The organism is Steroidobacter sp. (assembly GCF_036402275.1).
Classification (GTDB): Bacteria; Pseudomonadota; Gammaproteobacteria; order Steroidobacterales; family Steroidobacteraceae; genus Steroidobacter.
In genome coordinates, this window is the sequence record NZ_DASWTF010000024.1 from 48,837 (window position 1) to 62,861 (window position 14,025).

General features: G+C 61.4%; 12 protein-coding genes. 2 read left to right on the forward strand and 10 right to left on the reverse strand.

Annotation, left to right across the window (positions count from 1 at the left end; translation table 11 throughout):
* Position 1: 1 nt before the first annotated feature.
* Entirely contained in the window at positions 2-1,168 is a 1,167-nt protein-coding gene (locus VGD45_RS11500) for an aminotransferase class I/II-fold pyridoxal phosphate-dependent enzyme (protein WP_331155443.1), read from the reverse strand.
* Between the two features lie 5 nt (positions 1,169-1,173).
* Positions 1,174-1,962: an amidohydrolase gene (locus VGD45_RS11505; protein WP_331155444.1), complete on the reverse strand. Its 789-nt coding sequence runs from the start codon at positions 1,960-1,962 to the stop codon at positions 1,174-1,176.
* Positions 1,963-2,267: 305 nt separating this feature from the next.
* Here VGD45_RS11505 and VGD45_RS11510 point away from each other — a divergent pair, with 305 nt between their 5' ends.
* Positions 2,268-3,386 carry an AAA family ATPase gene (locus VGD45_RS11510; RefSeq protein WP_331155445.1) on the forward strand — a complete coding sequence of 373 codons (1,119 nt, stop codon included), beginning with the start codon at positions 2,268-2,270 and terminating at the stop codon, positions 3,384-3,386.
* On the opposite strand, the gene VGD45_RS11515 is transcribed toward VGD45_RS11510, so the two are convergent.
* The 8 genes from VGD45_RS11515 to VGD45_RS11550 all read right to left on the reverse strand — a co-directional run bounded on the left by VGD45_RS11515 (position 3,383) and on the right by VGD45_RS11550 (position 12,400).
* On the reverse strand, positions 3,383-4,528 hold the full coding sequence (locus tag VGD45_RS11515) for a methionine aminotransferase (protein WP_331155446.1): 1,146 nt from the start codon (positions 4,526-4,528) through the stop codon (positions 3,383-3,385). The genes VGD45_RS11510 and VGD45_RS11515 overlap by 4 nt on opposite strands.
* A 55-nt stretch (positions 4,529-4,583) precedes the next feature.
* A complete protein-coding gene (locus VGD45_RS11520; RefSeq protein ID WP_331155447.1) occupies positions 4,584-5,420 on the reverse strand; it encodes an ABC transporter permease subunit in 837 nt (278 codons plus the stop codon).
* Positions 5,417-6,424: an ABC transporter permease subunit gene (locus tag VGD45_RS11525; protein ID WP_331155448.1), complete on the reverse strand. Its 1,008-nt coding sequence runs from the start codon at positions 6,422-6,424 to the stop codon at positions 5,417-5,419. Before VGD45_RS11525 ends, VGD45_RS11520 begins: the two co-directional genes overlap by 4 nt.
* The gene (locus tag VGD45_RS11530; protein ID WP_331155449.1) at positions 6,421-7,563 is read right to left on the reverse strand and encodes an ABC transporter ATP-binding protein; all 1,143 of its coding nucleotides are present in this window, start codon (positions 7,561-7,563) and stop codon (positions 6,421-6,423) included. The genes VGD45_RS11525 and VGD45_RS11530 overlap by 4 nt, the downstream gene beginning before the upstream one ends.
* 23 nt (positions 7,564-7,586) lie before the next feature.
* Positions 7,587-8,738, reverse strand: a complete 1,152-nt coding sequence (locus tag VGD45_RS11535) for a polyamine ABC transporter substrate-binding protein (protein ID WP_331155450.1) — start codon at positions 8,736-8,738, stop codon at positions 7,587-7,589.
* Between the two features lie 58 nt (positions 8,739-8,796).
* Entirely contained in the window at positions 8,797-10,185 is a 1,389-nt protein-coding gene (locus VGD45_RS11540; protein WP_331155451.1) for an aspartate aminotransferase family protein, read from the reverse strand.
* Positions 10,186-10,292: 107 nt separating this feature from the next.
* On the reverse strand, positions 10,293-11,627 hold the full coding sequence (locus tag VGD45_RS11545; RefSeq protein WP_331155452.1) for a glutamine synthetase family protein: 1,335 nt from the start codon (positions 11,625-11,627) through the stop codon (positions 10,293-10,295).
* A 5-nt stretch (positions 11,628-11,632) separates the two neighbouring features.
* Complete coding sequence (locus VGD45_RS11550; RefSeq protein WP_331155453.1) at positions 11,633-12,400, reverse strand: gamma-glutamyl-gamma-aminobutyrate hydrolase family protein; 768 nt, start codon at positions 12,398-12,400, stop codon at positions 11,633-11,635.
* Positions 12,401-12,648: 248 nt separating this feature from the next.
* On the opposite strand from VGD45_RS11550, the gene VGD45_RS11555 reads away from it, so the two are divergent.
* Positions 12,649-14,022, forward strand: coding sequence for a glutamine synthetase family protein (locus tag VGD45_RS11555; RefSeq protein WP_331155454.1), 1,374 nt, complete (start codon positions 12,649-12,651; stop codon positions 14,020-14,022).
* Positions 14,023-14,025 lie beyond the last annotated feature (3 nt).

The following is a 14,025-nucleotide window of genomic DNA, read 5'->3' on the forward strand; positions in this document are numbered from 1 at the left end:
GTTAAATAGCCGCCAACGCCTGGTGCAGATCGGCGACAAGATCCTCGGCATCTTCGATGCCGATCGACAAGCGCATCGTACGCTCCGTGACTGCCGCCCATTGCTGCTCGCTGTCGTTGAGGTCGCGCGGCTTCATCAGTTGGCCAGGTTGAACCAGCGACTCGGTCGAACCGACGCTGGCAGAAATCGCAAACAGCTTCAGGGCATTTGCAAAGCTCGCCGGCGCCACGCCCGGTTCTTTCAGCTCGACGGACACGATGGTTCCCGCATCCAGCATCTGACGCTGCGCGAGCTGATACTGCGGATGTGAGCTCAACCCGGGGTAAGTGACGCTGGCCACCTGCGGATGACCCTCCAGAAAACGGGCGACATGCAGTGCATTCGCGCACTGGCGCTCGTAACGAAGTGCATATGTTTTCAAACCACGCTGGATCAAAAACGCCGTATGCGGATCGAGCGTCGCACCGATGACGATGAAATCCTGTCGCATCTTGTCGATGAGCTCGCTGCGTGCGATCACCGCGCCGCCCATGACGTCTCCATGTCCCGATGCGTATTTGGTCAGGCTGTGGACGAACACGTCGATGTCGAACTGGCCATGGTTATGAAAGCCCGCGAAGGTATTGTCTAGCACGGTCAGTGCGCCATGCCGTCGCGCGGCGGCAGTGATCGCCTCGATATCAGCAATCTTGAGCACGGGGTTGCTCGGTGACTCGAATATCACCAACCGTGTTGGCTTGGCCGCCAATGCTTGCTCGATGCCCACCGTGTCCTCGATGGACAGCATCGTATGAGTCACCCCATAACGCGCCAGCAGCCGACGAATCATGTAACGCGTCGGCTGATACATCTCGGCGAACAGCATCACGTGATCGCCTTGCTTGCACAGCGCCAGCAACGCGAGATTGACTGCCGCCACGCCCGACGACGTGAGCAGACAGCCATCGCGCCCTTGCAACTGCGCCAACGTAAGACTCAGCTGCTGCAGCGTCGGATTGGACACGCGAGAGTATTGGAAACCTTCCCGCTGCCCGCGCGACTGACGTTCCGTCTCGGCGACGTCGTCGAAGGTGAACTTTACCGATTGATAGATGGGCGCGACCAGCGGCCGGTTGTCGGCCGGCACCGCGACGCTCGGCGGATGATTGACGCGAGTGGAAATCTTCATGGTGACTACTCGACCAATTGAAACTCGTCGGCGTCCAGGTGCGCCGGGAACTTGTCACGGAAGCCGTCGAGCGCAGCCTTGTCCAGCTGCACCGTCGTAACGAATTCCTGCTCCGAAGGCGGCGTCATCGGCTGCCCGAGATAATCGACGACAGCACTGTCGCCGCTATAGTTGATGCCGTTGATGTCCTTGCCGACGCGATTGACGGCAATGCAGTAGCTCAGATTCTCGATCGCCCGCGCCTTGATCAAGGTCTGCCATGCGTAGCGTCGCCGCTCGGGCCAGTTGGCAACATACAGCAGCATGTCGTAGGCGCCGTCGGTGCCGATCCGGTTACGGCTCCACACGGGAAAGCGCAGGTCGTAACACACCAGCGGCAGAATCTTCCAACCTTTCAGTTCGACGACCAGTCGTCGAGCGCCCGCCGAGTAATGATCCTGCTCGTGCGCCATCCGGAACAGATGGCGTTTGTCGTAGGTGGAATGCGCGCCGTCCGGCCGCATCCAGATCAGACGGTTGTAGTAACGGTCGCCTTCCCTGGTGGCGATGCTGCCCGTGATCACGGCGTCGACCTTCGCAGCCTGCTCGCGCATCCACGACAGCGATGGCCCATCCGCGATCTCGGCGACCGACGTGGCTTCCATGGTAAAGCCGGTGGTGAACATTTCCGGCAGCACGATCAGATCGGTCTGCCCAGCCAGCGCGGCAATGCGCTCCTGCAAGCGCCTACGGTTGGCCTCGGGGTCGTGCCAGACCAGATCGGTCTGGATCAATGTGACATTCAGCGTGCTCATGACTGCGAAGATACGGCGCAAATCCCGTCATCGCCAGCATTCATACAAAAATCGTTGACACGCGCGCCGCGGCGAGTAGGATGCGCGCCCCGAGTTCACAACGGCCTCAAGGAGCCGGAAATGTACGCACCGCCCACTCTCAACCTCGATATTAACAACCACGAGCGTTAGTTTCGCGAGATGACTTGCGGAGCGCGCCCGCTCCCCAAGTCAGGTGCGTAGCCTTTGGCTCCGTCAAAACCCCTGGCTGGGAAACCTGCCAGGGGTTTTGTTTTTCTGGCCTTTGCTGGATTCGTAACGATTTTATGAACATTCACAAGTTGAATCCCGAGCGGGGCGGCGCCGAGAACCCGCTGGCGGTCGGTCTGAGCTTTCAACATCAGATTCACGGTTTCGCCGACACCATTCTCAAGGCGCGGACCATCCGTGCGCTGGACAACATCGCCGCGAGATATCCGGTGTACCGCCATCTGCGTTGTGCCTCGCGACGCAAGCTGGAAGAGCTGTTCGACGACATCGCATTGAACTCCGGCCTGAGCGCGTGCCGCCTGTCCATCGGCTCGGTGCTGCTGGAAGGCCCGGGCATCTTCATCAATGGCGGCGGCTGGCGAACGGCCGCGTTCTCGTCGTGCGGTTTCGGCATCTGGGCCGACAGCATCGCGCGCGCCCAGGAGCACAGCGACAAGCTGCTTCGCGTCATCGGCGAGGCATACGATCGCAAGTGCATGTTCACGCTCGACTGGCACTTCATGGACGGCCGTTCGGGCTTGAACAGCACATCTTTCAACGAACTGGTCGTCGACGAGATTTACGACGAAGCGTATCCGGCGCTCGGCTGCCCGGTGTCCGATTTCATCCAAAGCTACTTGGATTCGGACGAGACCGTGCTGTTATTGCTAGGCACGCCAGGAAGCGGCAAGACAAGGCTGGTCTGCGCTATTCTGGGCGCGATGTCGGAGCGCAAGGAAGACAGTGCGGAGGTGCTGTACACCTGCGACAAGAAGGCGCTGGAGAACGACGAGATCTTCGTCAACTTCATCACCGGCGAGCACGATGCATTCGTCATTGAGGACGCGGATCATCTGTTGCTGGCGCGAAGCAACGGCAATCACGATCTGCATCGTTTCCTGGCGATCGCGGACGGCGTGGCGCGCGCGCAGGGTCGTAAGATCATCTTCACGACCAACCTGCCGAACATCAACGACGTCGACGAGGCGTTGTTACGTCCGGGGCGTTGCTATGCCAGCGTGGCGACTCGCCTGCTGAATCGCGACGAGGCCGCGGCGCTGATGCGCCGACTCGTCGAGGATCACGCTCGAGTCGACGCCCTGGTAACCGGTTTGTTTGCAACCGGCGTGCGGGGCGTGTCGGTGGCGGACGTGTATCGGGCTTCTGGGAAGACCGGCCGGCGTCGGGCGAGCTAAAGCTTGCAGAGCCGCTCGGCCGCCTCTTCCAAAGTCGAATCGTTCTTGGCGAAGCAGAAGCGCAGTACGTTCAGCTTCGGTGGCGAAACGTAGAACGGCGACACGGGGATCGAAGCCACGCCGGCCTGGCGCAGCACCTTGTCGGCGAACTCGACGTCGGTCTCTTTGGAAATGGCGCTGAAATCCAGCAGCTGGAAATAACTTCCAGCCGCTGGTGTCCAGCTGAAACTGGAGTTACGCAACAGCTCCAGGAACCGATCGCGCTTGGCCTGATAGAACGCGCTCAAACCGGCGTTGTGCTGCGGAGATTGTTTCAGGAAGTCCGCGATTGCCAGCTGCAAAGGATGCGCGATGCTGAAGGTGTTGAACTGATGCACCCTGCGAATCTCGCGCGTGATGTCGGGCGGCGCCACGGCATAGCCCACGCGCCAGCCCGTCGCATGCATCGTCTTACCGAAAGAGAATACAGCCACGCCGCGCTCATATAACTCCGGATGCTCGACGATGCTCGCGTGTCGCGCGCCGTCGTAAATCATGTGCTCGTACACTTCGTCCGAGATCACCAGCGCATCGGTCGGCCGCAAAATGTCCGCGAGGATGTTCAACTCGCTCGCAGGGATCACGGTGGTCACCGGGTTATGCGGCGTATTGATCATCACCAGCCGAGTACGCGGAGTAACAGCGGCGCGCACCCGATCCCAATCGATTTGAAACTTCGGCGGATCCAGCGGGATATGGATGGGCCGGCCACCCGCTGAAATCACCGCGGGCGCATAAGAGTCATAGGAAGGATCGAACAGGATCGCTTCCTCGCCCGGATGCACCAGCGCGACGACCGCCGAAAAGATCGCTTCGGTCGCGCCCAATGTCACCGTGATTTCGTTCTCGCTGTCAGGAAAGCGACCGTAACTCGCACCGAGCTTCAGGGCGATCTGCTGGCGCAACTCCGCCACGCCGATCATGGGCGCGTATTGGTTGTGACCGGCGGCGACGTGATAAGCCAGCAAGTCTTTCAACTTCGCCGGCGCGTCGTAGTCCGGAAAGCCCTGCGCCAGATTGATCGCGCCCAGCTCGCGGGCGCGATTGGTCATCACGGTGAAAATGGTGGTGCCGATGTGCGGCAACTTCGATCGGATTTTCATCCCGCCCCCAAGCTCGATATGGGTCGACACTCCCGCTGCCGCGAGAGCGCGTGGGTCATTTAGCAGCCGCGGCCATCTGCATGTCGCGCTGCCGGCGTTTTTCCTGTCGCGCCATGAAGATGCCGGCCGTGACCACCCCGATGGTCACGAGCAACACGATAATGGACGCGAGCGCATTGATGTCCGGGCTGACACCCATGCGCACCTTGGAAAAGATCACCATGGGCAGAGTACTGGACCCCGGACCGGAGACGAAACTGGTGATCACCAGGTCGTCCAGCGAAATGGTGAACGAGAGCAACCACCCGGACAACAAGGCCGGCGCGATGATGGGCAGGGTGATCACGAAAAAAATCTTCGCCGGGCGCGCGCCAAGGTCCATCGCCGCCTCTTCGAGCGAGTCGTCGAGCGACGACAGCCGCGATTGCACGACCACGGTGACGTAAGCAAGCGTGAACGTCATGTGTGCGATCGTGATGGTGGTGATGCCGCGACCGGCGGGCCAGCCGAACAGACCTTCCATCACCACGAATAGCATCAGCAGCGACAGGCCCGTGATCACCTCGGGCATCACCAACGGCGCGGTCGTCATACCCGACAACAGCGTGCGGCCACGAAACTTTCCGAACCGCGCCAGAGCCAGACCAGCGAGTGTGCCGAGGATCACCGCGCCCGTGGCGTTGACGGCCGCGATCTTCAGCGACAACCACGCCGCGTCGAGGATCTGTCGGTTCTCGAGCAACCGGCCGTACCACTGGGTCGAGAAGCCGCCCCACACCGTGACCAGCCGAGATTTGTTGAAGGAATAAGCGATGAGCGACAGGATGGGGACGTACAGGAACGCGAACCCGAACGCGAGCACCGTCAGGCGAAACGTCGAGGACTGTTTCATCGATGCGCTCCGCGCGCCTCGGCGGCTTGCGCCCGCTGCAGCAACACGATCGGGATCACCAGCAGCAACAGCAACGCGATCGCGACGGCGCACGCCGCCGGCCAGTCGCGCTTGGTGAAGAACACCTGCCACAGCACCTTGCCGATCATCAGCGAATCCGACGGCCCGAGCAGCTCCGGAATCACGAACTCGCCCACCGCCGGAATGAACACCAGCATGGACCCCGCGACGATGCCCGGCATCGACAACGGCAAGGTGATCGTAAGGAACGTCTTGAACGGCTTCGCGCCCAGATCGGCGGCGGCCTCGAGCAAGGTCAGATCCATCTTTTCCAGGTTCGAGTACAGCGGCAGGATCATGAACGGCAGGTACGAGTACACGATGCCGACATAGATGGCGAAATCCGTCTGAATCATCACGATGGGCTGGTCGATGAGACCGGTCCACATCAGAAAATTATTGATGAGGCCGTTGTTCTTCAGAATGCCGATCCACGCGTACACGCGCAGCAGGAACGACGTCCAGAACGGCAGGATCACCATCATCAACAGGATGTGCCGCCACGTCGATTGCGCACGCGCGATGGCGTACGCCATGGGATAACCGATGAGCAGGCACAGCACCGTCGAGATGGCCGCGACCTTGATCGAATTCAGATACGCCTTCCAGTACAGGCTGTCCTCGACCATGTTCTGGAACGTCGCGAAGTTGAGCTGGATCTGCGCCAGGCTGCCATCCACCCAGCTCAGCAGCGGCGAATACGGCGGGATGCCGATGCGCGCTTCGGCGAACGCAATTTTCAAAACGATGATGAACGGGACGAGGAAGAACAGCAGCAGCCAGAAGTACGGCACCGCCGTCACCAGCGTGCGACCGGTGAGCCCCCATCGCACCAGGCGCGCCTGCGTCCAGCGATACGGCGGCAGCCCCTGCAGGAAATCCAGAATGAGCTGAACTCCCGCGCTATGGCGATGGCGACGGGGCGCTTCCGCGCGCGCGCTCATTCGCTAAGCACCACGGGACTGGAGGCATGCCAGCTCAAGTACACGGTTTGATCCCAGGTGATGGAATCTTCGGCATGCCGATAAGTGTTGGGCTGGGTGACTCGCACGACTTTGCCGGAGGCGAGCTGCACCAGGTACACGGACATGTCACCCATGTACGCGATCTCTTTGACGATGCCCTGCGCGACGTTATCTGCCTGCGCCGGGCGATCCACAGAGATAATGATCTTCTCCGGACGGATGGCCGCCGACACAACCGCATCCGGCGCCGAGCTCACGCCGTGATCGACGTAAATCGTGCCACCCAACTCCGGCGAGTCGATGCGCACGTGATCCGGCTCGTCCTCGATCAAGCGGCCGTCGAACATGTTCACGTTGCCGATGAACTCGGCGACGAACTTGCTGTTCGGATATTCGTAGATGTCCTTGGGCGTGCCGACCTGGATGATTTCACCGGCGTTCATCACGCCGATGCGCGTCGACAGCGTCATCGCTTCTTCCTGGTCGTGCGTCACGACCACGAAAGTCACGCCGAGCTGCTCCTGAAGATTCACCAGCTCGAACTGAGTGTGCTCGCGCAGCTTTTTATCCAGCGCGCCGAGCGGCTCGTCGAGCAGCAACAACTTCGGACGTTTTACCAGCGAGCGCGCCAGCGCCACGCGCTGACGCTGACCACCCGACAACTGATGCGGTTTGCGCTTGGCGAACTGCGACAGCCGCACGAGTTTGAGCATGTCGTCGACGCGCGTGCGGATCTCGTCCTTGGCCACGCCGTCTTGTTTCAGGCCGAACGCCACGTTCTGCTCCACCGTCATGTGCGGAAACAGCGCATACGACTGGAACATCATGTTCACGGGTCGCTCGTACGGCGGGATGTTGGTCATGTCCACGCCGTCGATGAAGATCTTGCCGCTGGTGGGCTCCTCGAAGCCCGCCAGCATGCGTAGCAGCGTCGTCTTGCCGCAGCCCGAGCCGCCGAGCAGACAGAACAGCTCCTTCTTATAGATCTTCAGCGAAACGTTATTGACCGCGACGAAGTCGCCAAACTTCTTGGTGACGCGGTCGATGTGAACATAAGGAACAGCTTGCGGATCGTTCCAGACCGCAAGCTGTTGCTGGGGCCGCGGGTTCGTGGCCATGCAGAAGTGTCAGTGAGTAACTGTTATTGACCAGTCGTGAACTTCTGCCACAGGCGCGCCATGGTGGCGGTGGCCTGCTCGTTGTAGGCCAGCGACGGGAACAGCTTGGCCTTCACTTCCGGCGTGGGATACACGCCTGGATCGGTCTTCACCTCGTCGCTCACCAGCGAGAACGACGCGGCATTGGCGTTGGCGTAGTTCACGAAGTTGGTGTTGTTGGCGGCGACCTGCGGATCCATCAGGTAGTTGATGAACGCATGCGCGTTCTTCGGGTGCTTGGCGTCGGCCGGGATGGCCAGCATGTCGAACCACACGATGGTGCCTTCCTTCGGAATCGAATAGGCCACCTTCACGCCCTGGCCGGCCTCTTCGGCGCGGTCGCGGGCCTGCAGAATGTCGCCGCTCCAGCCGATCGACACACACAGCTCGCCGTTGGCGAGGTCGTCGATGTACTGCGAGGAGTGGATCTTACGGATGTACGGACGGATCAGCTGCAGCTTCTCGGCCGCGGCGGTCAGATCCTCGTCCTTCTGGCTGTTCGGATCGCGGCCCATCCACTGCAGCACCACTTTTAGGATTTCATCCGGCGCGTCCAGCACGGAGACGCCGCAGTCCTTGAATTTGGCGATTTCCTTGGGATCGAAAATCTGGTTCCAGGAATCCAGCGGTTTGTCGCCGAGGATTTTTTTGACTTTATCGACGTTGTAGCCGATGCCCGTGGTGCCCCACAGATAGGTCACCGCGTGGTCGTTGTTGGGATCGTGCAGGGCGACGCGCTGCTGAATGTCCGGATCCATGTTCGAGAGGTTGGGGATCTGGCTCTTGTCCAGCTTCTGGAACACGCCGGCTTTGATCTGCCGTTCCAGGAACGAGGCCGAAGGCACGACCACGTCGAAGCCGGAGTTGCCGGCCAGCAGGCGCGTCTCGAGCATGTCGTTGGAGTCGAAGACGTCGTAGGTGACCTTGATGCCGGTCTTGTCTTCGAAGTTCTTGATGGTGTCTTCGGCGATGTAGTCCGACCAGTTGTAAACGTGGAGGACCTTCTCTTCGGCGGCGGCAGCGCCAGGCGCTTGCGTCTGCTGTGCTTCTTCTTTCTTGCCGCACGCGGCCACGGCGAGCGCAATCGAGACGACGGCAAGCCCTGCGCGCACGGAACTGTTCAACGCCCTACTCATCCGGATTTCTCCCCGCAAAGTGGAAAGAAAGAGCGTAACGCAGAAGCGGGGGTACCGGCTATAACCTACCCTGCCGCCGTAATTCCTCGAAGGTCTGGTCCAGCGCGAGGCGGGCTTTTTCCACCAGCTCGTCGATTTGCGCGTGCGTGATGACCAAAGGCGGTGCAATGATCATGGTGTCACGCACCGCTCTCATCACCAGACCGTTGGCGATGCACAGGTCCCGGCACATCAGCCCCACTTCGCCGGGATCCGGAAAGGTCTGGCGCTTGCCTTTGTCCTTCACCAGTTCGAGCGCGCCGATCAAGCCGACGATCCGCGCCTCACCCACCAACGGATGGGAGGCCAGCTCCTGCCAGCGTCGTTGCAGATACGGACCCACATCGTCACGGACGCGCTCGACAATGCGCTCTTCACGCAGGATGTTGATGGCGGCGCAGGCAACCGCGCAGGCCACAGGGTGCCCTGAATAAGTGAAGCCGTGATGAAACTCGCCCGCCTTGTCGGTCATGACGTCTGCGACCCGGTCGCCGACCATCACGCCACCGATGGGCAGATAGCCCGAGGACAGTCCCTTGGCGATGGGCATCAGATCGGGGCGAATGCCGAAGTACTCCGAGCCGAACCAGCGGCCGGTGCGACCGAAGCCGCAGATGACCTCGTCGGCCACCAGCAGGATGCCGTATTTGTCGACGATACGCTGAATCTCGGGCCAGTAAGTCGACGGCGGGATGATCACGCCGCCCGCTCCCTGAATGGGCTCGCCGATGAACGCGGCAACCTTCTCCGGCCCGATCTGCAGGATCTTCTCTTCCAGCGCGCGCGCCGCGACCAGGCCGAACTCTTCGGGCGACAGCTCGCCGCCTTCACCGAACCAGTACGGCTGCCGGATGTGCACGATGCCAGGAATAGGCAAGCCGCCCTGCTCATGCATGGGCTTCATGCCGCCGAGGCTCGCGCCCGCCATGGTGCTGCCGTGATAAGCGTTGTGCCGGCTGATGATGACCGTACGTTGCGGCTGACCGAGCACGTTCCAGTAGTGACGAACCGTGCGCACCACCGTGTCGTTCGCTTCCGAACCTGAACCGGTGAAGAACACGTGCTTGAACTGCGGCGGCGTCACTTCGGACAACAGCCGCGCGAGCTCGATTGCCGGTGGATGAGCCACCTGGAAGAAGCTGTTGTAGTACGGCAGCTCCTGCATCTGCTTGTAAGCAGCGTCGGCCAACTCGCGACGGCCGTAGCCCAGGTTCACGCACCACAGCCCGGACATGCCGTCGAGAATGCGACGGCCGCCGGACTCATATAAGTACACGCCTTCAGCGCGGGTAATGACTCGCGTGCCCTTCTTACTCAGCGACGCATGGTCCGTGAAAGGATGGATGTAATGAGCCGCATCGAGCGCCTGCCATTCAGCGGTGCTGCGCTCCGGGATAGACGACGCCATGATGTTGGGCTGCGCTGGTTATCTAAAACGACGGAAATAAGTCATGACTGTATCGAGCGCTTACGCGCTCGCCCTCCGGCGTCGAGCCGTTCGTGCTCGACGCAATGTCAAACGTTGAGTAGCAGGTGCTCGCGTTCCCACGAGCTGATGACCTGCAAAAAGGTTTCGTATTCGTTTTCTTTCACCGCCGCGTACGCGATGACGAAACGCTCGCCGAGGATCTCGATCAACGGGCGGCACTCCCGCAGCAGCCGCAGCGAATCCTCGATATTGCGGGGGAGAGAAAACGGCAAATCGTAGGCGCTGCCGGTGATGGGCTCGCTCGGCTTCAGGCCTTCGACCATGCCGAGATAGCCGCACGCCAGCGACGCGGCGATCGCCAGATACGGATTGGCGTCGGCGCCGGCGATCCGGTTCTCGACGCGACGGTTCTTCGGATTGGACACCGGCACGCGCAGACCGGCGGTGCGGTTGTCATAACCCCACTGTGTATTGATGGGTGCGGAATAGTGCCGCGTGATGCGCCGATAGGAATTCACGTTCGGCGCGAACAGCGACATGGCGGCCGGCAGGTATTTCTGCAGACCGGCGATGTGCGAGAAAAACAGCGGCGACGGACGGCCCTCGGCATCGCTGAACACGTTGTCACCGGTACGGCGGTCGACAATGCTCTGATGGATGTGCATGGCGCTGCCCGGCTCGCGAGCCATCGGCTTGGCCATGAACGTCGCGTACATCTTGTGGCGTAGCGCCGCCTCGCGACAGGTGCGCTTGAACAGGAATACTTGATCGGCGAGCGACAGCGCGTTTCCATGCAGCAGATTTATCTCCATCTGCGCTGCGCCGTCTTCGTGGATCAGCGTGTCGATCTCGATGTCCTGCGCTTCGCAGAACGCGTACATGTCGTCGAACAGCGGGTCGAACTCGTTCACCGCTGCGATCGAATACGACTGACGCCCGATCTCGGGACGACCGGAACGGCCGATGGGCGGCTTCAACGGATAGTCCGAATCGGTGTTCGGCTCGATGAGATAAAACTCCAGCTCGGGCGCGACCACCGGATCCCATCCGTGCTGCGCGTACAGTTCCAGCACGTGCTCCAATACATAGCGGGGCGCCATCGTCACGGGACGTCCGTCTGAATAGAAACTGTCGTGAATCACCTGTGCGGTGGGCTCGGCCGCCCACGGCACCACACGAATGGTCTTGGGGTCGGCCTTCATCACCACGTCAATTTCCGACGGGCTGATGGCGCGATCGTCATCGGGATATTCGCCCGTGACTGTCTGCAAGAAGATGCTCTCGGGCAGGCGCATGCCCTCTTCCTCGGCGAACTTCGCCGCCGGCATCACCTTCCCGCGCGGCACACCGGCCATGTCGGGAATGATGGCCTCGCACTCCGAGATGCCATGTTCTTTGAAGAATTGTTGGATGGTACTCATGGGAATCACCTGACCTTGGCCCGTTGTTGGGCACGCTCGCGCGCGGCTTCACCAAAAGCGGCGAACAACCTGCGCGAAAAAGGGTTGTCCTTGAACTTCCACTCGGGATGCCACTGCAACCCGAGCGCGAATGACGGCGCGTCCGCCACCCGAAATGCTTCGATCACTCCGTCCGGAGCGCGCGCCTCGACCACGAGGCCGGCGCCCAGGGTCTGCACTCCTTGGGAGTGCAGCGAATTCACTTTCGAACGCTGCTCGCCCGACAGGCGAGCCAGCAGGCCGCCCGGCGTCAGCTCGATGTCGTGCGCCGGTCCGTATTGCTCGTCGAGCGGCGCTTCGAGATTCTCGCGATGGTTCTGGTAGCCCTGCACTTCATGCAGCTTCTGCCAGAGCGTGCCGCCGAACGCGACGTTCATTTCCTGGAAGCCCCGACAGATGGCCAGCAGCGGCAAGCCCGCCTCGATCACTCGCGGGATCATCGGCAGCGTGGTCGCGTCCCGCCACGAGTCGTGCAAGGTGCCCGGATCGCTGGCCGGACCGTTGTACCGATGCGGCTCGACGTTCGACGGACTGCCCGTCAACAGGATGCCGTCGAAGTCGGCGAGCAGCTCACGCGCTTCCAGACCCTCGCCCAGCGATGGAATCAAGACAGGCACCGCCTGAGCGCCTTCCGCCACGGCCGCGATGTATTTCTCGCCGACGCAATGGAAGTAATGGTGGCCCAACAGACGCCTGTCCGCCGGAATACCGATGAGTGGCCTGCGCGTTGACACGTTTAAGATCTTTAACAACCGGCGAGAGCACCGGTCTGTTCACGAGCCGCCATTTAACCACATCCGGGGTCCAGCCGCCCGTCCGGGAATGGATGATGGGGACGAATTTCCGTGGTTTCAATGGCTTATGAGCGCCGCACTGCACGCCGCCCCCTTGCCGCGGCTCGTCGTCAGTGGCTATCCTCGCTGCGCGGCCGGCGCGTCGGTAAGTCGCCGAGCGCACCCAAATCTTAAACAGGTAATCCCTTATGGCGGTCACTGACCCCTCCGTGCAGCTGACTGCCTTCCGTCAGCAATATCCCCAAACGCGCTTTGTCGACGTACTGCTCGCGGATTTGTGTGGGATCCCTCGTGGCAAGCGCGTGACCATCGAGGAGTTGCCGAACATGTACCGGGGGAGCTTCCTGCTGCCGGGCTCCATGTTCGCGCTCGATGTGCTGGGTGGGACCATTCAGGAGACGGGCCTCGGCTTCGACGAGGGGGATGCGGATCGGCGCTGCTTCCCGATCGATGGAACGCTGGTGCCGGTGCCCTGGCGCGAGGGCGAAGGCATCGCGCAGGTTCAGGTATCGATGGTGGACCATGATGGCTCGCCGTTTTATGGCGACCCGCGGCATGTGTTGGCTGGCGTGTTGAGGAGATTTACCGCGCTCGGTCTTACGCCCGTCGTCGCGATCGAGCTGGAGTTCTATCTGCTCGACCCGGAGCGAACCGTCGACGGTCGCGCCCAACCGCCTCGCCTGCCGCAGACCGGTCGCCGCGAGTATCAGACGCAGATCAACTCAATGGTGGATCTGAATGAGTACTCCGCGGTGCTCGCCGAGATCTCCACCGCTTGCGAGGCACAGCAGATTCCGTCCGGCACGGCTCTGGCGGAATACGGACCGGGTCAGTTCGAAGTGAATCTGCACCACACATCCGACGCCTTGCTCGCCTGCGATCAAGCGATCCGCTTCAAGCGCCTGGTGCGCGGAGTCGCGGCACGCCACGGCATGGAGGCGACCTTCATGCCCAAGCCCTACATGGATATGGCGGGCAGCGGCGCTCACATTCACGTGAGCATGCTCGATCGGCAAGGACGGAATATCTTTGCGGCGGACGATGCGACCGGCAGCGAACAGCTGAAGCACGCCATCGGCGGGCTGGCGGCGACCATGGCTGACGCGATGCTCATCTTCGCGCCCACCGCGAATTCATATCGCCGCTATCGATCGGAGTCGTACGTGCCGCTCAATGCAAACTGGGCAGTCAACAACCGCGGCGTCGCGCTACGCATTCCCGCAAGCACTCCCGAGAATCGTCGGATCGAACACCGCGTCGCCGGCGCGGACGCCAATCCTTACTTGCTCACGGCCGCCGTGCTTGCCGGCATCCATCACGGCCTGGAACATCGCCTCAACCCCGGCGCCCCGGTCACCGGCAATCCTTATCGAAACGCCGTCACCACACTACCTATCACCTGGCCCGAAGCTGCCTCGAAGCTCGAAGCCAGCAGCGTGATGCGCGATTATCTCGGCGAGAGATTCCACAAGCTGTTCGTGACAACCCGCCGCGGCGAACTACAAGCCTTCGAGTCGCACATCAGCCCGCTCGAGTATGCGTGGTACGCGCGTACCTGCTGATCT